The 21,003-nt window shown below is 37.7% G+C and carries 24 protein-coding genes and 1 pseudogene; 14 read left to right on the top strand and 11 right to left on the bottom strand.

What is annotated here, in order from left to right:
* Positions 1-52: 52 nt before the first annotated feature.
* From groES to ACH6CZ_RS14165, 3 genes are all read left to right on the top strand, one after another.
* Positions 53-337: a co-chaperone GroES gene (gene groES, locus ACH6CZ_RS14175; RefSeq protein WP_039807392.1), complete on the top strand. Its 285-nt coding sequence runs from the start codon at positions 53-55 to the stop codon at positions 335-337.
* 60 nt (positions 338-397) lie between these two features.
* Positions 398-2,020 (top strand): chaperonin GroEL, encoded by a 1,623-nt coding sequence (gene groL / locus ACH6CZ_RS14170; RefSeq protein WP_374098114.1) that lies wholly within the window; start codon positions 398-400, stop codon positions 2,018-2,020.
* A 696-nt stretch (positions 2,021-2,716) separates the two neighbouring features.
* Positions 2,717-3,955, top strand: a complete 1,239-nt coding sequence (locus tag ACH6CZ_RS14165) for a hypothetical protein (RefSeq protein ID WP_374098113.1) — start codon at positions 2,717-2,719, stop codon at positions 3,953-3,955.
* A 219-nt stretch (positions 3,956-4,174) separates the two neighbouring features.
* Here ACH6CZ_RS14165 and ACH6CZ_RS14160 read toward each other — a convergent pair whose 3' ends face one another.
* Positions 4,175-4,792, bottom strand: coding sequence for a hypothetical protein (locus tag ACH6CZ_RS14160; protein ID WP_374098112.1), 618 nt, complete (start codon positions 4,790-4,792; stop codon positions 4,175-4,177).
* A 336-nt stretch (positions 4,793-5,128) separates the two neighbouring features.
* On the bottom strand, positions 5,129-5,806 hold the full coding sequence (locus ACH6CZ_RS14155; RefSeq protein ID WP_374098111.1) for an SDR family NAD(P)-dependent oxidoreductase: 678 nt from the start codon (positions 5,804-5,806) through the stop codon (positions 5,129-5,131).
* Between the two features lie 379 nt (positions 5,807-6,185).
* Between ACH6CZ_RS14155 and ACH6CZ_RS14150 the strand changes: the two genes are divergently transcribed.
* A complete protein-coding gene (locus ACH6CZ_RS14150) occupies positions 6,186-6,932 on the top strand; it encodes a hypothetical protein (RefSeq protein WP_374098110.1) in 747 nt (248 codons plus the stop codon).
* 239 nt (positions 6,933-7,171) lie between these two features.
* Here the strand turns inward: ACH6CZ_RS14150 and ACH6CZ_RS14145 are convergent, their stop codons facing one another.
* Entirely contained in the window at positions 7,172-7,432 is a 261-nt protein-coding gene (locus tag ACH6CZ_RS14145; protein ID WP_374098109.1) for a DUF4209 domain-containing protein, read from the bottom strand.
* Between the two features lie 298 nt (positions 7,433-7,730).
* On the opposite strand from ACH6CZ_RS14145, the gene ACH6CZ_RS14140 reads away from it, so the two are divergent.
* Positions 7,731-7,988: a hypothetical protein gene (locus tag ACH6CZ_RS14140; RefSeq protein ID WP_374098108.1), complete on the top strand. Its 258-nt coding sequence runs from the start codon at positions 7,731-7,733 to the stop codon at positions 7,986-7,988.
* Positions 7,989-8,190: 202 nt separating this feature from the next.
* Here ACH6CZ_RS14140 and ACH6CZ_RS14135 read toward each other — a convergent pair whose 3' ends face one another.
* The 6 genes from ACH6CZ_RS14135 to ACH6CZ_RS14110 all read right to left on the bottom strand — a co-directional run bounded on the left by ACH6CZ_RS14135 (position 8,191) and on the right by ACH6CZ_RS14110 (position 12,133).
* A complete protein-coding gene (locus ACH6CZ_RS14135) occupies positions 8,191-8,625 on the bottom strand; it encodes a hypothetical protein (protein WP_374098107.1) in 435 nt (144 codons plus the stop codon).
* 3 nt (positions 8,626-8,628) lie between these two features.
* Complete coding sequence (locus ACH6CZ_RS14130; RefSeq protein WP_374098106.1) at positions 8,629-8,823, bottom strand: helix-turn-helix transcriptional regulator; 195 nt, start codon at positions 8,821-8,823, stop codon at positions 8,629-8,631.
* A gap of 501 nt (positions 8,824-9,324) precedes the next feature.
* On the bottom strand, positions 9,325-10,221 hold the full coding sequence (locus ACH6CZ_RS14125) for a DMT family transporter (RefSeq protein WP_374098105.1): 897 nt from the start codon (positions 10,219-10,221) through the stop codon (positions 9,325-9,327).
* A gap of 59 nt (positions 10,222-10,280) precedes the next feature.
* Entirely contained in the window at positions 10,281-10,934 is a 654-nt protein-coding gene (locus ACH6CZ_RS14120; RefSeq protein WP_374098104.1) for a peroxiredoxin-like family protein, read from the bottom strand.
* 26 nt (positions 10,935-10,960) lie between these two features.
* The gene (locus tag ACH6CZ_RS14115; RefSeq protein ID WP_374098103.1) at positions 10,961-11,512 is read right to left on the bottom strand and encodes an NAD(P)H-dependent oxidoreductase; all 552 of its coding nucleotides are present in this window, start codon (positions 11,510-11,512) and stop codon (positions 10,961-10,963) included.
* A 156-nt stretch (positions 11,513-11,668) separates the two neighbouring features.
* On the bottom strand, positions 11,669-12,133 hold the full coding sequence (locus ACH6CZ_RS14110) for an ArsR/SmtB family transcription factor (RefSeq protein ID WP_374098102.1): 465 nt from the start codon (positions 12,131-12,133) through the stop codon (positions 11,669-11,671).
* Between the two features lie 260 nt (positions 12,134-12,393).
* Between ACH6CZ_RS14110 and ACH6CZ_RS14105 the strand changes: the two genes are divergently transcribed.
* The 3 genes and pseudogenes from ACH6CZ_RS14105 (at position 12,394) to ACH6CZ_RS14095 (ending at position 14,057) form a co-directional block, all read left to right on the top strand.
* Positions 12,394-12,840 (top strand): hypothetical protein, encoded by a 447-nt coding sequence (locus ACH6CZ_RS14105; protein WP_374098101.1) that lies wholly within the window; start codon positions 12,394-12,396, stop codon positions 12,838-12,840.
* Between the two features lie 2 nt (positions 12,841-12,842).
* A complete protein-coding gene (locus tag ACH6CZ_RS14100) occupies positions 12,843-13,058 on the top strand; it encodes a helix-turn-helix transcriptional regulator (protein WP_374098100.1) in 216 nt (71 codons plus the stop codon).
* A gap of 201 nt (positions 13,059-13,259) precedes the next feature.
* A pseudogene (locus ACH6CZ_RS14095) lies at positions 13,260-14,057 on the top strand (MBL fold metallo-hydrolase).
* A gap of 112 nt (positions 14,058-14,169) precedes the next feature.
* Here the strand turns inward: ACH6CZ_RS14095 and ACH6CZ_RS14090 are convergent.
* A complete protein-coding gene (locus ACH6CZ_RS14090; protein ID WP_374098099.1) occupies positions 14,170-14,925 on the bottom strand; it encodes an SDR family NAD(P)-dependent oxidoreductase in 756 nt (251 codons plus the stop codon).
* 198 nt (positions 14,926-15,123) lie between these two features.
* On the opposite strand from ACH6CZ_RS14090, the gene ACH6CZ_RS14085 reads away from it, so the two are divergent.
* The 3 genes from ACH6CZ_RS14085 to ACH6CZ_RS14075 all read left to right on the top strand — a co-directional run bounded on the left by ACH6CZ_RS14085 (position 15,124) and on the right by ACH6CZ_RS14075 (position 17,307).
* Positions 15,124-15,279 (top strand): hypothetical protein, encoded by a 156-nt coding sequence (locus ACH6CZ_RS14085; RefSeq protein WP_374098098.1) that lies wholly within the window; start codon positions 15,124-15,126, stop codon positions 15,277-15,279.
* A 149-nt stretch (positions 15,280-15,428) separates the two neighbouring features.
* The gene (locus ACH6CZ_RS14080; RefSeq protein ID WP_374098097.1) at positions 15,429-16,493 is read left to right on the top strand and encodes a bifunctional transcriptional activator/DNA repair enzyme AdaA; all 1,065 of its coding nucleotides are present in this window, start codon (positions 15,429-15,431) and stop codon (positions 16,491-16,493) included.
* A gap of 166 nt (positions 16,494-16,659) precedes the next feature.
* Positions 16,660-17,307, top strand: a complete 648-nt coding sequence (locus tag ACH6CZ_RS14075; RefSeq protein WP_374098096.1) for a DUF429 domain-containing protein — start codon at positions 16,660-16,662, stop codon at positions 17,305-17,307.
* A 241-nt stretch (positions 17,308-17,548) separates the two neighbouring features.
* Here ACH6CZ_RS14075 and ytvA read toward each other — a convergent pair whose 3' ends face one another.
* Positions 17,549-18,331 carry a YtvA family blue-light photoreceptor gene (ytvA, locus tag ACH6CZ_RS14070; RefSeq protein ID WP_374098095.1) on the bottom strand — a complete coding sequence of 261 codons (783 nt, stop codon included), beginning with the start codon at positions 18,329-18,331 and terminating at the stop codon, positions 17,549-17,551.
* Between the two features lie 635 nt (positions 18,332-18,966).
* Here ytvA and ACH6CZ_RS14065 point away from each other — a divergent pair.
* Genes ACH6CZ_RS14065 through srlE form a run of 3 tightly spaced genes read left to right on the top strand, consistent with a single transcriptional unit; the run spans position 18,967 to position 20,985 of the window.
* On the top strand, positions 18,967-19,353 hold the full coding sequence (locus ACH6CZ_RS14065) for a transcriptional regulator GutM (RefSeq protein ID WP_374098094.1): 387 nt from the start codon (positions 18,967-18,969) through the stop codon (positions 19,351-19,353).
* A gap of 12 nt (positions 19,354-19,365) precedes the next feature.
* Positions 19,366-19,893, top strand: a complete 528-nt coding sequence (srlA, locus tag ACH6CZ_RS14060) for a PTS glucitol/sorbitol transporter subunit IIC (protein ID WP_039807463.1) — start codon at positions 19,366-19,368, stop codon at positions 19,891-19,893.
* A 39-nt stretch (positions 19,894-19,932) separates the two neighbouring features.
* The gene (srlE, locus tag ACH6CZ_RS14055) at positions 19,933-20,985 is read left to right on the top strand and encodes a PTS glucitol/sorbitol transporter subunit IIB (protein ID WP_374098093.1); all 1,053 of its coding nucleotides are present in this window, start codon (positions 19,933-19,935) and stop codon (positions 20,983-20,985) included.
* Positions 20,986-21,003 lie beyond the last annotated feature (18 nt).

The raw sequence follows: 21,003 nt of genomic DNA, 5'->3' as shown, positions 1-21,003 counted from the left end.
ATGTGAAGAGTGCTAATAAACGAATGAACATAATTCAAGGAGGTTGTTTCACTTGTTAAAACCATTAGGTGATCGCGTAGTAATTGAGCTGGTAGAGTCTGAGGATAAAACGTCAAGCGGGATTGTACTTCCGGATAGTGCGAAAGAAAAGCCGCAGGAAGGTAAGATCGTTGCCGTAGGTACAGGACGTGTGCTTGAAAACGGTGAGCGTGTTGAGCTTGAAGTATCTGTTGATGACCGTATCCTTTTCTCTAAGTACGCTGGAACAGAAGTGAAATACCAGGGCACAGAATACCTTATCCTTCGTGAAAGCGATATTCTGGCTGTCGTAAACTAATTCAATTATTTAAAAACATAAGATTTAAAACCATATTACATTCTGGGAGGAACCTTACAAATGGCTAAAGAAATTAAATTTAGTGAAGAAGCTCGCCGCTCAATGCTTCGCGGTGTTGATCAGCTTGCTGATGCAGTAAAGGTAACACTTGGACCAAAAGGACGTAACGTTGTTCTTGAAAAGAAATTCGGCTCACCGCTGATTACAAATGACGGTGTAACAATTGCAAAAGAAATCGAGCTTGAAGATGCATTTGAAAACATGGGTGCTAAGCTTGTCGCTGAAGTAGCGAGCAAGACAAATGAAATCGCTGGTGACGGTACAACAACTGCAACGGTTCTTGCACAGGCAATGATCCGTGAAGGTCTGAAAAACGTAACTGCAGGTGCTAACCCTGTTGGCGTACGTAAGGGTATCGAAAAAGCGGTTCAGTCTGCACTTGAAGAATTAAAAGCAATCTCTAAGCCAATCGAAGGCAAAGATTCAATCGCACAGGTTGCAGCAATTTCAGCAGCTGACGAAGAAGTTGGCCAGCTGATCGCTGAAGCTATGGAGCGCGTTGGTAACGACGGCGTTATTACAATCGAAGAATCAAAAGGGTTCACAACAGAGCTTGACGTTGTAGAAGGTATGCAGTTCGACCGCGGATATGCATCACCATACATGGTCACTGATTCTGACAAAATGGAAGCAGTACTTGAAAATCCATATATCCTGATCACTGACAAGAAGATTGGCAGCATTCAGGAAGTACTTCCTGTGCTTGAGCAGGTTGTCCAGCAGAACAAGCCGCTTCTAATCGTTGCTGAAGACGTTGAAGGTGAAGCACTTGCAACACTTGTTGTGAACAAGCTTCGCGGAACGTTCAACGCAGTAGCTGTTAAAGCACCAGGATTCGGCGACCGTCGTAAAGCAATGCTTGAAGACCTGTCAATCCTGACTGGCGGTGAAGTGATCACTGAAGACCTTGGACTTGATCTGAAGTCTGCAAACATTTCACAGCTTGGACGCGCAGCGAAAGTTGTTGTAACGAAAGAAAACACAACGGTTGTTGAAGGCGCAGGAAACGCTGAACAAATCGGCGGACGCGTTGCACAAATCCGTGCTCAAATCGAAGAATCAACTTCTGAATTTGATAAAGAAAAACTTCAGGAACGCCTTGCAAAGCTTGCAGGTGGCGTAGCAGTCATCAAAGTTGGTGCTGCAACTGAAACTGAACTGAAAGAGCGCAAACTCCGCATTGAAGATGCCCTGAACTCAACGCGTGCAGCTGTTGAAGAAGGTATCGTATCTGGCGGTGGTACAGCGCTAGTGAACGTATACAACAAAGTCGCTGCAGTAGAAGCAGAAGATGACGTGGCAACTGGTATCAATATCGTGCTTCGCGCACTTGAAGAGCCAATCCGTCAGATCGCACACAACGCAGGCCTTGAAGGCTCAATCATCGTTGACCGCCTGAAGAAAGAAGAAGTCGGCGTAGGCTTTAACGCTGCTAACGGCGAATGGGTTAACATGATCGAAGCTGGTATCGTGGATCCAACTAAGGTAACACGCTCAGCACTTCAAAACGCTGCGTCTGTAGCAGCTATGTTCTTGACAACAGAAGCTGTTGTAGCTGACATTCCAGAAGAGAATGAAGGCGGCGGCATGCCTGATATGGGTGGTATGGGCGGCATGATGTAAGTCATCAGCCCTCAGTTAAGAACTCCTTCTCACTTAGTGAGAGGGAGTTCTTCTATTATGAAAGAAATGTTTATTCTTTTTTGTTATCATCATTATAATAGAAACGACAAAGAAATATTATTGATCAAAATTTAAGAGGCTCAAATTGTGTTTCATTAGGTTAATCAAAATGTTTATTGGTTAAAAGGCTTTATGCTTCTTACTAGAATCTTAAAAGTGTATACCCTATAATTTTTTAAAAAGTTACCCCTGTCATGAAAACGACTTTGAACATTCACTACAAATGTATAGTGAAAACTATTAAACCAGTGATTCTATAAAACCCCTGAATTTTAACTGATTTGTAGTGAATATTCATAAGGACGTTTAGGACAGAGGGTTTTTCAAAAAATCGTTTAAAGCCTCTCAAGAGTAAAAACTCTTGAGAGGCTTTTCTTTTTAATGTGTAGCAGTTATTTACTTATCAATCTACCCCAGTAATTTTTTGGAGCAATTATTATTAGTGACAGAACTAATATCTCGAAACTGAGTATTTAGTTACAGGATAGGGACAGAGAGTTGAAACTCTGTTTCGAAATTAGTGGAAAGTCATAGTATTTTTAATGTTTTAATTTTTTCGTTATAATAACTTGTAATATAGGTAATAATTTCTATAAAAGTGAGAGAATGAAGAATATGGTTTAAGGAGGGGGAAAAATGAAATCGACAATTACAATGCAGGACTTAGAGTTAGATTCAAATTTGATTGACAATTTTAGAGATACCGTTAATTCAAACAGAAAGTTCAATATAATTTGTGAAAATATGGACAATACCAATCAAATGAACGCTGTGTATTCGGCTATGGATTGGATTTCAGTAGGCGTGGAAGGAACAAAGAATTTAGATATTGAATTAGCAGGAGTAGGTTATAATCATAAAAACTCGTTGTCTTTATTGCAATATATTATTGTGATAGACCAAATCCATATGTCAATTAAGTTACTACATGGTATTCTTAGTAAAATTAATATAGGTGCAACTAAAGTTGAATACCCTTTTGAAGAAACAAGTTCAATCTTTAATAAAACAGTGAAAGATGATGTATATTTTAAACATCTAAGAGCTGCATTTGGAATGCATCCTACTGATTTACGCAAAGGGGTAGATGGACTTAAAAGCAAAATCAATCAAAAATTTTATGCAAGTTGGCCTGCTTTTGATATAAGCGGTGAAAATGATTTTATTATTCAAGTATATAGTGACTCCCCAGGTTATGAGCCCAGTGAAATTTTAGGAATTAATTTATTGGAGTTAAACGAATTCATTTCAGAAAGATACCAAACTTTGGTGTCGCTTAATAAGAAAGTTTCTGAAATTACGTTTACCTTAGATTCTCAGTACAAAGATATGCCTATAATTCTAAATAACAGTGATATTTTTGAGGATTTAAAAATACTTAAAGATGAAAATAAAAAACGGATTGGTGTCCTTAATGGAGGGTATGAATATTGGATTCGTTATCTAGAGAGTGCTTTTAGATCTTCATTAAAAATGAATGATTTGGACATAGAGAAAGAAATAATTGAAAATTACAATGAACGCCTTATGAATGTCGTACGAGAAATAAAAAAGAACCTAGAGAATATGAACAAAACTATCTTAAGAATAGGTATTCAAGCTAGAGGTTATGAGTTTGAAAAAATCGCTCAATATTTAATAGTTGATCATGAGCATCCTATTGGTGAAGAGTATTTTACAGGGTTAATTAAATATTCAAGCTTACCAGACAGTTTATTGCAAGAAAAAGATTTTGAAAAAAAGAGGTATGTTTTTGATGCTTTCTTATATAGTAAAATGGATGTAAGAGATGAAATTATATATAAAGATCTTTTAGATGATCAAAGCGCATATAATTCAACAGGACACCTTGGGTTTACAGGATATGTGCTTTAAAGTTTAATAACATTTTACAAAACGCGAAAAAAAAATTATCCCTGTCCTGAAAACGATTTTGAACATTCACTAAAAATGTATATTCAGAAGTGTAAAACCAATTATTCTATATGACTCTTGAATATAATGTGATTTGTAGTAAATATTCATAAGTGTATCTAGGACAGGGAGTTTTTAAATAAAATATGTCCACTGCTACAATGCAGGCAGGGGATTGATTTATTTTTTTACAGATTTAAATATTGTTTCTAAAAAGTTTTCTGTAATATTAATGAAATTAAAACAAAATTTTTCATCTAAAATAAGATGTCTCTGTTTGTTAATTGATATATGCTCCAAATCATTAACAACATTAATTAATTTACGTTGATCAGACTCGGATAATTTAGAAACATCACCATTAGCATGAACAATACAGTTTCTTACCTTATTTGATTTTTTTATGTACTGCCATTCTTTAGCGTGATCTGGAAAATCAATTTTGATTACTTTTTTTAAGTAGATTTGAGCTTTGACTATCCCCTTACCGGTAATTTCACTAAGTTTTAAGTCTTGTTCATATTTTTCGCAAAGATCTAGCATTTTTGACTCTAAAAAAGAGTAAATAGTTGTAAACTGAGAATTTCTCATTAATCTAGGGAATTCATCTCTAAAATGTGCAATGTCGTCATAATAAAATTCTACAAATTCATCAGCTTCGTCTTCATCTAACTCTTTCAAAGAGTCCTCAATTTTATTCATTTCCTGCTTTAAATTACTTTCAATGTATTCTCCATAGTCCTTAAGCTTTTCAAGTTGATATGTAACATCAAAATGATACCTAATTCCAAGCGTCATTTGTAAAGCCCTCCTTATTGATGAGTATTATAAACAAATCAATGTATACATGTAATTAAAAAAATTACACCGTGACCCTGTGTTGAACACAATCCCCACACAATTTAAATGATTTATATAAGTCAACGCAATTGTGTAGAAGTTGTATTTTCAACTGGGAACAGGCTCTCTAAGTAGTTAAAAACACACGAAGCCCTGTAACGCATCATATAACGCGCTACAAGGCTTCTAAACAGAAAGACGAAAGGTAATTCAATTGAATAAAAAGAACTACTTCAGCTTTACAAACATAATTATATCACTAATGTTAAAGTCATTTAAATGTTATATGAAAAATTAATCCGCCTTCTTCCGCGAAGTATACTGATAAACCGGCCCCATCAACTCAAACTCATAACTCTCACTATTTACCTTCCCCAAAACCTGCTCACTATCATAAAGCTCCAGCATAAACTGAGCCATCTCTTTTGCAGTATGGAATTTCTGCACGTTGTCACTGTATCTGAACTCATCAATCTCCCGTGCAGTTTTAACAAATTCGGTTTCTGTCATAGAAGGCGCAAGGATTTTGACTTTCAGTGGCGATCCCTTATCCTGCAACTCCTGGGCAAGTCCTTCTGTAAATGTGCTGACGTAAAATTTGCTTGCAGCGTATGTAACTGCGTTTGGTACGATTCTGTAGCCTAAATCAGATGATAAGTTGATTAGCTGTGCGCCTTCTTTATCAGCATAATCGTGTGCGTAAAGTGTGGATGTGGAAAGGGTTATGAGTGCTTCAACGTTTATGCGAAGCATTTTTTCAGTTTGCTGTACATCCTGTTCAGCAACCGTCGCGCTGTTTCCGAAGCCGACGTTGTTAACAAAGATTTCAATATCGTATTCTTTAAGACTTTCGTATAACGCATAAACCTGTTCACTTGCAGAAAGGTCTGTTGGTCTAAGGATGACATCGAGATCAGCGTTCATACTTTGGATTTTGTCTTTCAGATTAAAATTTGTTCCTGTGTTGAACACAATTCCCTCACAATTTAATTTATATAATTAAACGAAATTGTATGGGAATTGTATCTGGCACAGGGAACACTTTAATAGATTCACTCGGTCAGATGGTCAGAGAACTGTCGATGGAGGTGTAACGGAATGCTTAGCTTTTACCATGACGCAATCAATTATAACTACTAAACAATGGACAGCGTACGGATCATTTATAAAGAGCAAGTAAATGTGCTAATAAGCGGTGGTCCTGCCTATAACAGATCATGTTCATAAAAGATAGGTTACGTATTAATGAGTAAATAAAGCAAGTATAAAATTTTTACAGTAATATAAAAAAGCCTTAAAGTATATTAATGTCTTCCGATATAAATTACTGACAATATAGTAAATTTTTTAATTGGAGGCGTTCAGAATTAACGAACTTGCAAATAAATTTATAAATGAAGGACTAGTGCTCCTATTTTCATTACCATCATTGCTTTACTTAATAAAAGTTGCAATTGACTCATACAATATGACAGGTCTTGAGAAAAGGTTAAATACTGACTTTCAGAAAGTCACATATTTTGTAGCACCGATTTTTTTATTTAGCCTACTTCCAGCCTGTTTATTGTTTTTTTATGTTGTTGAAGCTATTACTGGTGTTTCATCTACGGTAGTTTTTATATCTAGTGTAATATTAACGTTTACAACCTTTCTTACTTTTATAACAATGGTGACCGTGTTAGGTAATGCTATTTCAATCAAATTTATATATTTTATTACAGACTTAGAAGTTGACTGGGTGATTGAAAGGAAAATAAATAAAGAAAGGTACATTTTATCTAATCAATTAACTTATAAAATAATTTCTGAAGAAGAACTTATAAAGCACACAATTAAAATTAAGTTAAAAAAAGATAAGGATAATGCTGACTATACCCAGAAACTAAAAAAATATAAAATAGCATCTGTAATATCTGTATCTCTTTTTTTAGTTTATACGATTATTTTTATACCAATATTACACGCTGTAAAGGGTAATGATGAATCTTTATCAGTGTGGTGGTTTCTTTTTGTCATTGGATTATTAGTATTTTGTGTTTTTACACTTATTAAGTTTGGGAATTATAGGATTTTGAAAAAATATAAATATATGACATAAATTTATAAAATAACGTATGCGAAGCACCGCTCTAATTGAGAAGTGCTTTTAGGTTGTTGAATTTATAAAAAGTGCCGGATCATTCCGTAGACTACTGAGGAATGATCCGGCACTTTTTATGTCTAATGATACTTATTCCTTCTTTTCAAACTTTCAAAATTGAGTAATGTTTTGCTATAAGTCAAAAACTTCAAAATATTTCCTCGTCTAATTAATCTCATTCTGTTTTACCTTTTAAATTATGAACTTGATGGTGGGATTCCCACCATCATCTTTAAAATCAATAGTATATGAAGTAATGAAACAGCAGTACTCTCCTTAATATTTGAGTCGCTTAATAAACCATGAGAAAGCTCATTCCTAAGGTTTAAGCCAGCTTTCTCATTAAGTACAAACCTTAAATGAAACATAATATCCTCTTCTAAATACTCATCTAATATATTTAGTACTCTAGAGAGAGTTAAAACCGTGACCCTGTGTTGAACACAACTTCCACACAATTTAATTCATTTATATAAGTCAACGAAATTGTGTGGACGTTGTCTCTGAAACAGGGAACGCTTTAAATTCAATACACATGGAAGGAGCGTTTTTTTGAAATTAAAAGTCATATTAATTTTACTGGTATTACTTACTATTCCGGTATCTATTTACTTCATCATGGAAAATAATAAACTAAACAAATAAGTAAAGTTTTATGAAGAAATAAGTGTAAGTTTAACAACTCATTACAGAACTCAATTGCAGAATCTGGACGTTCACCAGCAGAAACTGATAAACAGTGCAGAAGTTGAATCTATGACTTTAAATTCTCAATATACAAACAGTCTTATAGAACACGGACAATCAGTTCTGGCTATTCTATTAAACAATCAAAATCAATCTAGAGAGTTTGAAGAATTCACAAGAAGAGTCATTGATAATTTTCAACAATTTAATTCAGCCTCGACGATTGAAGAGAAGACGGTAGTCAATCAGGAATTGCATCAAATTTTATCAGAATATAATGTGTTTCTATCAGAGTTAGAAGAAGAGTTTGATGTTGAGGAAATTTGATTTTTAGATCTAAGAATGCAGCAGCCTTCCATTCAATACATGGAAGGCTTTTTCTAAATGGCTGTGTGGATATGTCGCTGGATCAATTCACTCACAATTTCATTTAAGTCGTTAAACAAAAATGTCTAAAAGTTGTGCCTGATACAAGGAACACTTTAATGTGATGGTACAGCGCTTGAAGTTTCTTAAAGGGAAGAAAAAATCAGGCTTCCTTCAAAACATGCCGGAAAACCAATGGAGCGAATAAAGAAAAAAGAAGTACACTTAACGTCATCCACCAGCCGATTGTGTTGAATACATTTTCAGGCATGATAAATGTATAGCCCAGATATGATAAGAACAAAACACCCTGCAGCAGCTTCAGTGTCTTCGCATCGGCCTGATTCTTCTCCGCTACAAGGCGCTCATCCGTCTCCGATACAATCACTTTAGGGTTCTTTTTTATTTTCATCAGCTTAAGAAAGTAAGCCAGTGCTGCACTGAATGGAATAAGTGACAAGGCTAAGAAGGCTTTGCTGTCAGTAAAAGAAATCGACGTTGTTTCGAGAATAAACCAGGTGATAAATAGGGCCAGGCTGACAAATAGCGATATACCAATGGTTAATTTAGTTTCCTTCATTAACTTTTCAGCACTCATTGATCATTCCTCCCAGAATAAATCATCTAAAGTTTTATTTAATACCTTACATATGGCGATGCACAATTTCAGACTCGGGTTATAGTTTCCAGCTTCGATCAGATTAATGGTCTGCCTTGTCACGCCGACAAGGTCTGCTAACTTTTCCTGAGAAACATCGGCTTCAACACGTGCGACCTTCATTTTTTTGTTTTTCAAATACAATCATCTCCTCCTTCTACATTTATATTATTCTAAATATTAAATAATGTCAATTATATATTACATTTTGTAAGGTGAAAAAGCTCTCAGTTCTGAAAATGCATTTAGATATTAACTGGATACTTACTTCAGGAAGCGGAGCAAAAATGATTTAAGGTGGCAACTGAATGTAATTGGGTTAACGATAAGGATCAAAAGTTTCTATAGAAAAAGGTATTTATTCAGGGTACAAAAATTTCTCTGATGGAAATAAACTATGTGTTAGATTTGAAATAGTGTTTGTGCTGATATCATTCAATAGAAGAAAGCTGACCGTAATTCTAATAAAAACTGTGTAGAAAAGGCAATACATCTATAAAAATGCGCTGATCCTCTTTTTTAGATGATCAGCGCATTTTTATTTTTATTCAGCTTTCTTTTACTCATGAAAATACGATCAATATTGTTTCCATCTTCGTTAGGTCATTAAATCAGATATCAATAATTGAGTCGCTTCATTCATATTATTTTTGCAGCTTTATGTTCTGCCTGAACAGCATTCTGTTTTCCATTCCAGTTCACAAGAAAGATGCCTAACAGAATGAAGGAGCCTCCAATCAATGTTGTTACATACAGTATTTCTTCGAGAAGTAACCATCCAAAAAATACACCGAAAAATGGTGCGAGAAATAAGAAAGCACTTGTTTTTCCGGGATCTCCTTTTTGAAGGAGGTAAAACCAGATCGTGAATTGAACAACTGAAGCCATGATTGCAAGCCATAATGTAAGGGAGATGGATGCAGGCGTGAGAATTAAAGTCTGTTCCTCGAATAAAAAGCTGAATAACAGCAGGAACAGACCGCCAAAAAGCATCTGATAACCCGTCAGGACCCACAGGTCAAATCTTTTCCCGAATACTTTAATAAGAATAGTAGCTATCGCCCAGGATACAGCTGCAAGCAGGCTGAGTAAAGTACCCGTCTGAAAGTCCAGTTGACCATCCAATGTAATAAAGACGCCAATAAAACCTAAAATCACACCACACCAGTGTCTCAGCTGATACCTGGTTTTCAAAAAGAATGTACTAAAGACGATGACAAGCAGTGGATTAATAAATGTTAGGATGGACGACTGACTTGCAGGTATCGTATTCAGGCTCATAAAAATAAAGCTCATGACGGCAGTGGTCTGAAATAAGCCAATTAATCCAATGATGCACCAATCCTTTACTGAACGGGGATGAGGCTTTTTTATGTAAATAATAACGCCAGCTATAATCGTGCCGGCTATGATGAATCTAATAGCGTTTAAAAGTAGAGGGGAAATATAAGTAAGTGCTATTTTTCCTATGGCAAATGAAGATCCCATTAATGCAGTCGTAATGACAACTAAAAGGCCAAAAACATATTTATTCATTCATACACCTCCCTGAAACATATATAAATAGAATAAGGGTTCAAAGACCCTTATTCTATTTATACTTTACTATGGTTTTTTAAATTCCGTAACACTTCTTCAGGTTCAGCCCGGTACATATAATCAACATTTGCACTCGACATAATAATGGTTCCGGATTGACTGATCACAACTGTTCCCGCTACGGGAAGGCGCCATGAATGTTGCTTGCTGTTGTAATCAGCTAAGTTGAGATTGAAATCATGCTTATACGTTTCCACCAGGTACTCAGGCATCTCAAATAATAAATTGTACGCTGCAATTACCTCTTGTGAGGGGTCACTGACAACTTCGTACGAAAGGTTATTTTTCTCAACCGTCGTTAGTGATTGGTCCGGCGTTTGAGGCGATATAGCGATTAATTGAGCGCCAGCTGCTTTTATATCCTCAAGCATTGCTTCATATGCTCTTAGTTCAAGGTTGCAGTAAGGACACCAGCCGCCTCTGTAGAAATTCAGAATGACAGGTCCGTCTTCAAGCACTTTAGATAAAGTAATAGATTTTCCAGCTGCGTTTTTTAAAGTGAAATCAGGAGCCTTGTCTCCCTTTTTCAGTCCGGTTGCAAAGCCTGATTCAATCAGCTCATTCGTTGCCCTGGTTACGTTATCTGTTACGTGTGAAGGAGCATTTGTAAAAAATTTCTCTCTGACTGATTGTAGTTCATCTTTTAGCATATTCTCACCTCATTTGTTTGACTGAGTTATACGTTAAATACTTTTTTCATATGAGCACGAAGTTCTGTAAGGTACTTATCGATGTCAGGATTATGCATCACATCATGAGCTCCGAAGCTTTCAAGTGGTTCAAGTCCAACGTACTTATTCATATTGTGTAAATGATCAAGTGCTTGTTCAAGATGTTGCCCGTTAAAGAACTGCTCTTGATCATTGAATGCGTATTCCGGAGCGTTCCACGTAGTAGAGAACATGTATTTTCTTCCGTTCATCATCCCGTTTTTACCATAGACTGCATCTCCGCCAAAGAATACACCAGGCTCATATACAGCATCAATATAGGTTTTGAATGCGCCAGGTAAGCTGAACCAGTTGATAGGGGTTTGAAAGATAATTGTATCTGCCCACAAGAATTTTTCCTGCTCTTCTTTCACATCATAACCGTCCTGAACGACAGTTGTTTTGATCTGATATGAACCTTCTAAATGACTAATCATTTCTTCGAACAAAGTTTTGTTCAACTTTCCTGTTGCAAATGGCCAGTACTCGTGACCATTAATAACTAATATATTTTTCATGATAAATCCTCCAATATTGTTTTATAGTTCGAAAACCTTCGAACTATTGAAGATCATATCACCGTTTATTTTTTTATGCAACGATAATGATAAATATTTTCGATAGACAGAAAAAAGCCAAAAAAAAAAAGAGCCGCATGCCGACTCCTTAAAGGTCTAGATATCTTCTTCGTTTATTCCGGTCACGGTTTGAATTAAACCCGGAAACTTTTTATCAATCTCATCTCTTCTGAGAGAATAAATGTGCTCCTTTCCATCAATTCTTGCCTTAATTAATCCAGACTCACGAAGCACCTTGATATGGTGAGAGACCGTGGATTTTGGCAGCATTAATTTTAGTGAGTAAGCTGTACAATTATTTTCAAAACTTTCGTTTAGACATCGGATGATTTTTATACGATTCGGTTCACTTAAAGCATGAAGTACTTTCGTGAAAGAAATACTTTCGATTGGTGGATGATATGGTATTTTCATACTCGCAATTTTAATATGTCTTAGTATTAAAAGCAAATGTAAGATATTGATGAAATTTTTTCTGTCCTGAAAAAGCGTCTGTATACTCAGGTAGCTGTTATAGCTGACATTCCAGATGAGAATGGAGGCGGCGATAGGATGAATCATCAGCCTCATTCACAAAGAGCGACAAATGCTGATTTTCAGGGTTAGGGGCTCTTTTTATTTTGCTTATTAATGGTGGCGCTGTCCTAAACTCTAACCATGTGGCAACAAATGATTTCCAAAATCGTTTTTGATTTTAGAGACAGGTTTCATATTTATTTTAACAATATGTTAAAAATACTTTACATAATGTTAAAATAAATATACTATATGTATAACAAAGCAAACTAATTGTTAAATTGAATTGACAGGAGAGAAGACACATGTCCTATCAAGAAAAAAGTAGTATGATTTCCATTGTCAGTACGTTAATTGTTTTTATAGGATTAGGAATATATGTTTATTGGATCTATCAGGAAGGAAACCTCCATTCAGATGAAGTTCTACATTTCTGGGGAATCGTATTTATTATTTTGACTGTTGCCAGCATTGTTTTTCATATTGTCGCACACGTTATTACAAGTATTGTCACAGGCATCGTGACGCGAAGCAAAGAGTCTTTTATTCAGGATGAACGGGATAAGTTGATTGATTTGAAAGGAACAAGAAACGCTCATTACGTTTTTATCACAGGGTTTGCGCTCTCGATGGGAATGCTGGCGTTTCGGATAGATCCGTCTATCATCTTTCCATTTCTCTTTTTCTTCGGCTTTTTATCCGCGCTGATCGGTGATTGTTCAAGAATTTACTTTTACCGGAGAGGGTTTTAAGGATGGGAAAGAGTTTACTCAGTAATAACATACGTACTCTGCGCTTTCACCACGGTGAAATGACGCAGCAGCAACTGGCTGAAAAGGTAGGTGTCACCAGACAGACCATTGCCGCCATAGAAAAAGAAAAGTATTCACCGACGTTAGAAGTCGCTTTTCTGATTGCGAGGACTTTCAACTCAACGGTGGAGGAAGTCTTTTTTTTAAAAGATGAATAAAGCGGGTTAAACTTTGACCCTGTGTCGAACACAATTTAATTCATTTATATAAGTTAACAAAATTGTGTAGGAATTGTATCTAGCACAGGGAACGAATCTTTCAGTTTCAAGATATTGATGAGTAAATGGTTATCTATCTTTTATCTCGTCAATATTTGATAAAATTAAAAGAGAGCGCTTTATTTTAGAGAGAGGTGTAAAATGAAAGTTGGTCATCATGGAGAAGTAATCTCTGTATTAGGAAACGTAAGACGCGGAAAATTTTTCATGTCAGTTTATATATTTTATATAGATGGAATGCTGGTTGATACGGGAGCTTCGCGAATGCTTAAAGATTTTAAGTCGTTCTATCGGGAAACCCCTATTGATTTTGTGAGCATTACCCATCCTCACGAGGATCACACAGGCACAGCGAAATGGCTGCAAACAGAATTGAACATTCCTATATATATATAAAAAGAAGCGGTTTCTGAGTGTAGGGTTGAAGCGAAACTCCCTTCCTATAGGAAGAACATATGGGGAGGGCGGGAGCCATTCTCACCATGTCCGTTTGGTAAGACCATCGAATCTGAGAATCATTCATATGAACTGATACATACTCCGGGACATGAAAAGAATCATATGGCTTTATACGATAAGGAACATGGGAGGTTGTTTTCCGGAGATCTGTTCATACATCCAAAACCAAAGGTCATTATGAAAGATGAATCTGTCCCTGATATGATAAGATCCATCAGAAACCTTCTTCAATTCGATTTTCAAGAGATGTTCTGCCAGCATGCAGGATACATACAGGATGGGAAATCAGCTATGAGAAAGAAGCTTAACTATCTGGAAGAATTGAGCGAGCATGTGCAGAACTTGTATAATAAAGGATTTACTAATGAAGAGATAAACGGAACACTCTTTCCTGAAGTACCGGTGATTGTGCCTCATTCGAGTTATGAATATGATTCAAAACACATGATTCGATCTATATTAGAAGAAATAAAGCTATAGCAGAGCATTTATATTGGGGGGTCAATTCCTCTCTAAAAGACGCCTACGTATGATTTTTACGTAAGCGTCTTTAGATGAAGATTTATATCAATTTATCAACAAATTAAAGATCCTATTTCCGCGAAGTATACTGAAAAACCGGCCCCATCAACTCAAACGCATAACTCTCACTATTCACTTTTCCAAGAACCTGCTCACTATCATAAAGCTCTAACATAAACCCTGCCATCTCTTTAGCAGTATGGAATTTCTGCACGTTCTCACTATAGCTAAACTCATCAATCTCTCGTGCCGTTTTAACAAATTCCGTTTCGGTCATAGAAGGCGCCAGTATTTTAACTTTCAGTGCAGCTCCGTTGTCCTGCAGTTCCTGTGCCAGGCCTTCTGTAAATGCACTCACGTAAAATTTGGTCGCAGCATATGTAACTGCATTTGGCACGATTCTGTAGCCTAAGTCAGATGACACATTGATCAGCTGCGCGCCTTCTTTATCAGCATATTCATGTGCGTAAAGAGTGGAAAGTGTTGTGAGTGCTTCAACGTTTACACGCAGCATCTTCTCCGTTTTCGTTACATCCTGTTCAGCAACCGCCGCACTGTTTCCGAAGCCGGCGTTGTTAACGAAGGTTTCAATATCGTATTCTTTCAGACTTTCGTATACAGCATGAACCTGTTCACTTTCAGAAAGGTCTGTTGGCTTGAGGACGACGTCTAAGTCTGCGTTCATGCTTTGAATTTTCTCTTTCAAATGATTGAGCTCGGCTTCACGCCTTGCCACAAGAATCAGGTTTTTGTCGCGAGATGCGAAAGCGAGTGCAGCTTCATAGCCAATTCCTGAGCTTGCGCCTGTGATCACTGTATACTTCATCTGAATTCCTCCATTGAAATGTATTATGATGCTTCTCTTATCGTACTGTTAAGTTTAACCAGAAAGCAAATGATGTACGTGGAGACTGGTAAACTTACTCCGGTATTTTCAATCTAAAAAAGAGTGTACTGAATAATAGAATGAAGCTGTAAAAATGTTTAAGAATCTTGAATCGTTATAAATGTATGGATGTGTATGATGCAAAAAGCAATCACAGTACATTATCAATCTGATAAAAAGAATAACGTCAGTGAGTTGAATCAGCTGCTTGAGAAGGGATGGAAGGTTGTGTCCCAGAGTCCTATCGGGTTGGTGCCAATGGTGTCGTCTCTTGTTATCCTGGAGAAAGAGTAGAGAATCATATGTTTGTAACCGCCTTTTCAGAGGGCGGTTTTGTTTTGAAAAAACGACTTATTTAAATCACTGCCTGATTTCCGGCGGCGCAGTTTTCACATACGATTATAATAGAGGTAAAGATAAGTAAGAAATGAGGTGCTCATCTGATGACTGACGATCAAAAGAAGGATTTCTATCAAGCGTTACTGGAGAAGAATTCAGCTTATGAGGGCTTATTCTTTGCAGGTGTGAAGAGTACAGGTGTTTTCTGCCGTCCGACCTGCCCGGCAAGGAAGCCCAAGTTTGAGAACTGTGAGTTCTATCATACGGCAGAAGAGGCGCTGCTTGCGTCTTTCCGTCCGTGTAAAAGGTGCTCGCCGCTTTCTCACCCAAATCAGGTGTCTAAGCTTGTTCAGACACTTGTACAGGCTGTGGAGGAGAATCCGGAGAAGAAGTGGAGAGAAAAGGACTTTCGTGAACTGGCTGTCGATGAATCAACGGCGCGACGTCAATTTAAAAAGCGCTTCGGGATGACGTTTGTCCAATATGCCCGTGCAAGAAGAATGGGCATTGCGATGAAAGAAATCAGATCGGGAAAGCCAATGATTGATGCCCAGCTGACAACAGGCTATGAATCAGGAAGCGGCTTCAGGGATGCGTTCTCAAGAATTATGGGAGATGCACCTGCTGCAGCTAAAGATGCCCAAATTCTGAAAGCATCCTGGATTGATACGAGGCTGGGACCGATGATTGCGATTGCAGATGAAGCTGCACTATACCTCCTTGAGTTTGTTGATCGGCGCGGACTGGAAAAAGAGATTGAAGTGCTTAGAAGGAAAACCCGTTCAGCGATCATTCCGGGAAAGCCAAGACCCATTGAATCAATTGAGAGAGAGCTGGATCTGTATTTCAAAAGTGAGCTGACTGAATTTCATACACCAGTCAGACTGATCGGAACACCTTTTCAACTGAAGGTATGGGACAAGCTGAAGGAAATCCCGTCTGGTGAAACAAGATCCTATACTGACATCGCACATGAAATTGGGCAGCCAACTGCTGTGCGCGCAGTTGCGAGAGCCAATGGATCAAATCAGCTCGCACTTATCATTCCATGTCACCGGGTGATTTTAAGTGACGGTTCAACTGGCGGATACGCCGGAGGGTCAGCGAGAAAGAAGTGGTTATTAGAGCTAGAAAGCGAGCAGTATGATCTGGATAAATATGACTATTAAAAAGAAATGAAAGAGCGGTCCATCTTTGTCTTCTTTTTAATGTGATCAGGATGATTAATAAGTTTTTACACTTGTGCAAGGGGTAAGGGATGATAAATGATATAGGGTTTTACTTTCCTCAAATGAGTAGGCGGTTTTAAGGAATCAGAAAGAAGGGCATACACTTATGATCATTATTGGCGTTGACTTATCCGGTCCATCTAACCATAAAGATACAGTCGTATCTGTATTTAAAAAAGTGAATGGTGAACTGGAACTGATTGATTTTATAAAAGGAGCTTCAGATGACAGGATCCGGTCACTTGTGACAGACTGCCTGAAAAAGGACGCGGTCACGATTGGTTTTGATGCTCCGCTCTCCTATCAGGACGGAGGAGGGGATAGGGAGCAGGAAAAAGCGCTCCGCTACATGATCAAAGCAAATGGATTATCTGGCAGCTCAATTATGACGCCGACGATGACACGGATGGTCTACCTGACACTGAGAGGCATTGCGCTTTCAAGAAGCCTTGCTGAGCTTGATTCCGCTGGACGTTTGACGATTCTTGAAGTGCATCCCGGTGCTGCAATCGGCCTGCGTCTTGATGAGGAGAAGAGAGGGCTTGCGTTACGCTATAAAAGAGACCCGGATGTACGGCCAGATATCATCGAAGCTCTGGGAAAATGGGGATTGAACGGACTTTATCCTATGGTCGAAACGCACGAAATTGACGCCTGCGGTGCGGCGCTGGCTGCGTGGAAATATACACAGGGAGAGGCAGTGTGGGTGTTTGATAAGAGGTCGGCAGCGCATCCTTTTGTGATGTGCTGCTGAAATCTATTGCGTGTGGATTTCATTAAAATAAAGGATCATTATCTTTTAGGTTTAGGAAAAAATATGAGCAGCCACTCATTAAAAACCCATCGATGACTGGAAGTGCAGTACCAATGATCAATATGTCAATAAATGACATTAAAAAATATTGCATTAAACTTACTCATTTCACGCAAAAGCGGTGTAGCATTGGCTCACCGCTTTTTAGTATGGCTAATCATGGTTTGTAAAATTAAAATAATCACTCATCCTTTTGATTAATCACATCAAGTGCAGCCCTAACATTTGAAAAAGATCGCAATTTATCGAAGGTACCATTCATATGGATCATCTTGATAGCAAGTGTAGGCTTAATTCCTGTAAAAAACATTGCAGTGCCAGTCAGTTTTGTCAGATCCTGGAGCTGGAATAAATGTTCAATCGCTGTTGTATCGACCTCAATCATACCAGAGAGATCAACCAATATGTAATCATCCTCGGATCGGTTCAGGTAGTCCATCAGATTATTGGTAATAGAAACGTAACGGTTATGGCTCAGCTCACCAATAATCGGTAATACAGAGACACCTTTTTGAACTGGTACAATCGGTGTAGACATTAATTCAATTTCGATCGCTTGTTTAACCAATTGTTCTTTTTGATGAATGTTCTCTGTAATATCTTTTTGTACCCCTACAAAATATAGTTGATCTTCAATTGTAATAGGGTCAATATGAAGATCATTCCAAAAGGGTGATTGATCCTTGGTATAATTCAAAATCTGCACGTTAATAGAAGTTTGATTTCTAATTGCGGTCCGAATTTGATCTACTGTATCAGGATTTGTATCTTTTCCCTGTAAAAAACGGCAGTTCTTCCCGATCACTTCATGTTCTACATAACCTGTTATATCTAAAAAACCCTTATTAGCATAAATGATTGGGTTATCCAGTTGCAGTGGGTCTGTAATCGTGAATCCGGCCCGGGAATAATTAAGTGCTGTTTCAATGAATTCAACCAATTTTTCAGTCTTAATTTGTGTCATGGTCGTCACGTCCTGCCTGTTATTGTAATTTTGATTATTTCAGGTGTTCCAGTTTTGAAAGAGAAAGAAAATAATGTATGCTGGGTCGTTTGTTCAATTATTTAGTGTGAAAATCTTGGGATTAATTAACTTTTTTACCGTACGTAAAGTTGATTCCGTTTTTAAAGTTCATATTAACTTTTAATTTTATCTCTTTTTACCCATTAATCAAAGGATTTTATATTGTAAGAATAAAATTCAATTCATTTATATCAAGAACCAAAATCATTTAAACATTGTGGCTGACATATGGTCTTTTTCGTTACTGGTCAACTGAACTCGGGGGATTGCAGATCAACTGCTTAAGAAGAGTAAGTTTTTGCCGTTATTGATCCTATATAAAACTATTGATAGTAAAAAGCTAAAACCTGCAAACGGTTCGATCATTTGCAGGTTTTAAATGTTTATCCTGATGAAAATAAGAAAGAGAAAGATGAATATAGTTAAAAAGTATTGCTTTTTACCAAAATTCCTGTTGTAATAATTGAAATATTCTTTAAATTACTATTGATTTATTCTGAAAGCGCTTTTATAATGTTTTTAATAACATTTGTTACTAGTCGTGACAAATGTAAAAATAATGGAGGGGATTTGTTGTGTGGGGATGGTTCATTGTTGTTTTTGCCGGGATATGGATCCTTCAGATTATAATGACAAAAATCCAGCTGAAGAATTATCAGGCAACGCTTAAAAAAATGAGCAGCAGATCGTCCGGATACCTGGGGGTCGGGATACAAAAACAGAAATTAGGAATAGGCATGATTGCTATTTTAGTAACAGATGAGAATGGGGTATTGGTCGAGAGTCAACGGATGAAGGGCGTAACTGTATTCAGTCGATTTGAAACATATACAGAATATAATGGGCTGCATATAAAAGAAATGAAGGAAGAACTTAACCAGGATACTGATAGCCAGGCTTTTATGATGGCGATTAACAAAATTGAAGCGCAAATGAGTAAAAAAACAAATCTGGCAGTATAAGGAGGAATAGAGATGGATTTTTTAGTATCACTCGCTGAAGGTTTTATTGGTATGTTTCAGGCAGGTGCAGATACATTCACAGGACTCGTGACGGGCATTATTCCACTATTGGTCGTCTTAATCACGGCAATTAATGCACTTATTAGATTAATAGGTGAAGAACGTATCAATAGACTGGCTAGAAAAAGCACGAAAAACATTATTTTGCGTTATACATTATTTCCGGTACTAGCCGTTTTCTTCTTAACAAATCCAATGGCGTACACATTCGGGAAATTTCTGCCTGAAAAACAAAAACCGGCTTTTTATGATTCGGCTGTATCATTTGTTCATCCGATTACTGGATTGTTCCCGCATGCGAATCCGGCAGAATTATTTGTCTATCTGGGAATCGCAGCTGGAATTACTGAACTTGGACTATCACTTGGACCACTCGCGATTCGCTTCCTGTTAGTAGGGATCGTTGTCATTTTAATCCGTGGCATCGTAACTGAAATCATTACGGTCCGCATGATGAAAGCAAAAGGGATGGAAGTCTGATTATAAATAGCACGTTCAAATGAAAAGGAGGCAGGCAAAATGGCAGAAAATCAAACACCAGTAGATTATAAAGCAGTTTCCGTAACAAAAGGCCAGGGAGGCTGGGGCGGACCACTGACTATACGACCAAATGAAACACAAAGATATATCGTATCTGTTACAGGAGGAGGTATTCATCCGGTAGCAGCTGAAATTGCACGGTTAACCGGTGCTGAAGCAGTTGATGGATTTAAAAGTACTTATGCAAAGGAAACAATGGCTTGTGTCATTATCGACTGCGGTGGCACAGCACGCTGTGGTGTTTACCCGAAGATGAATATTCTAACGATCAACGTGAATGCGACTTCACCATCAGGTCCTTTGATGAAGTTTATCAATGAGGAAAACTTTGTGTCAGGTGTAAGAACTTCAGATATCAGTTCTGAAGCAGCACCTTATGAAGATCAGAACGAAGTAAAAAAGGCAGTCGATGAGACAGAAGCGCCGGCGGTAAGAAAAACACCGCAGCAATTAAAGGAAGAGGCGAGAAGAAAGGTAGCAGCTAACAGCACCGGCGAACCGAAAAAAATGAACATCGTTGAACGTGTCGGCCGCGGAGCAGGTAAAGTGGTTGGGGTTCTCTATCAGGCAGGACGCGAAACAATTGATCAAGTGCTGAAAAATATCCTGCCATTCATGGCATTTGTCAGTATGTTAATTGGAATTATTACCTTTACAGGAATCGGCGATATTATTGCGAATTTCGTTACACCGCTTGCCGGTAACTTTATCGGATTACTCATTCTTTCAGTGATCTGTTCACTACCAATTCTTTCACCATTGCTCGGACCGGGTGCAGTTATTGCACAGGTTGTCGGTGTGTTAGTTGGGGTGGAAATTGGCCGTGGCAATATTCCGCCGGAGCTTGCACTGCCTGCGCTATTTGCCATTAACCCTCAGGTTGGAGCCGACTTTGTTCCGGTTGGACTGACGCTTGGAGAAGCTGAGCCTGAAACTATTGAAGTCGGTGTTCCGGCCGTACTCGTATCAAGACTGATTACCGGACCACTCGCAGTTGTCATTGCGTATTTATTCAGCTTCGGATTGTATTAATAGAAGGGAGAGGAAGTC

Source organism: Jeotgalibacillus sp. JSM ZJ347 (genome assembly GCF_044383825.1).
Lineage (GTDB): Bacteria > Bacillota > Bacilli > Bacillales > Jeotgalibacillaceae > Jeotgalibacillus.
This window is presented reverse-complemented; position numbering and strand designations above follow the sequence as displayed.

Excerpts from the sequence above, each read along its gene's own strand:
- groL (WP_374098114.1), top strand. The coding sequence starts at position 398 with ATGGCTAAAGAAATTAAATTTAGTGAAGAAGCTCGCCGCTCAATGCTT.
- ACH6CZ_RS14165 (WP_374098113.1), top strand. The coding sequence starts at position 2,717 with ATGAAATCGACAATTACAATGCAGGACTTAGAGTTAGATTCAAATTTG.
- ACH6CZ_RS14160 (WP_374098112.1), bottom strand. The coding sequence starts at position 4,792 with ATGACGCTTGGAATTAGGTATCATTTTGATGTTACATATCAACTTGAA.
- ACH6CZ_RS14140 (WP_374098108.1), top strand. The coding sequence starts at position 7,731 with ATGACTTTAAATTCTCAATATACAAACAGTCTTATAGAACACGGACAA.
- ACH6CZ_RS14135 (WP_374098107.1), bottom strand. The coding sequence starts at position 8,625 with ATGAGTGCTGAAAAGTTAATGAAGGAAACTAAATTAACCATTGGTATA.
- ACH6CZ_RS14125 (WP_374098105.1), bottom strand. The coding sequence starts at position 10,221 with ATGAATAAATATGTTTTTGGCCTTTTAGTTGTCATTACGACTGCATTA.
- ACH6CZ_RS14120 (WP_374098104.1), bottom strand. The coding sequence starts at position 10,934 with ATGCTAAAAGATGAACTACAATCAGTCAGAGAGAAATTTTTTACAAAT.
- ACH6CZ_RS14115 (WP_374098103.1), bottom strand. The coding sequence starts at position 11,512 with ATGAAAAATATATTAGTTATTAATGGTCACGAGTACTGGCCATTTGCA.
- ACH6CZ_RS14110 (WP_374098102.1), bottom strand. The coding sequence starts at position 12,133 with ATGATTCATCCTATCGCCGCCTCCATTCTCATCTGGAATGTCAGCTAT.
- ACH6CZ_RS14105 (WP_374098101.1), top strand. The coding sequence starts at position 12,394 with ATGTCCTATCAAGAAAAAAGTAGTATGATTTCCATTGTCAGTACGTTA.
- ACH6CZ_RS14100 (WP_374098100.1), top strand. The coding sequence starts at position 12,843 with ATGGGAAAGAGTTTACTCAGTAATAACATACGTACTCTGCGCTTTCAC.
- ACH6CZ_RS14090 (WP_374098099.1), bottom strand. The coding sequence starts at position 14,925 with ATGAAGTATACAGTGATCACAGGCGCAAGCTCAGGAATTGGCTATGAA.
- ACH6CZ_RS14085 (WP_374098098.1), top strand. The coding sequence starts at position 15,124 with ATGCAAAAAGCAATCACAGTACATTATCAATCTGATAAAAAGAATAAC.
- ACH6CZ_RS14080 (WP_374098097.1), top strand. The coding sequence starts at position 15,429 with ATGACTGACGATCAAAAGAAGGATTTCTATCAAGCGTTACTGGAGAAG.
- ACH6CZ_RS14075 (WP_374098096.1), top strand. The coding sequence starts at position 16,660 with ATGATCATTATTGGCGTTGACTTATCCGGTCCATCTAACCATAAAGAT.
- ytvA (WP_374098095.1), bottom strand. The coding sequence starts at position 18,331 with ATGACACAAATTAAGACTGAAAAATTGGTTGAATTCATTGAAACAGCA.
- srlA (WP_039807463.1), top strand. The coding sequence starts at position 19,366 with ATGGATTTTTTAGTATCACTCGCTGAAGGTTTTATTGGTATGTTTCAG.
- srlE (WP_374098093.1), top strand. The coding sequence starts at position 19,933 with ATGGCAGAAAATCAAACACCAGTAGATTATAAAGCAGTTTCCGTAACA.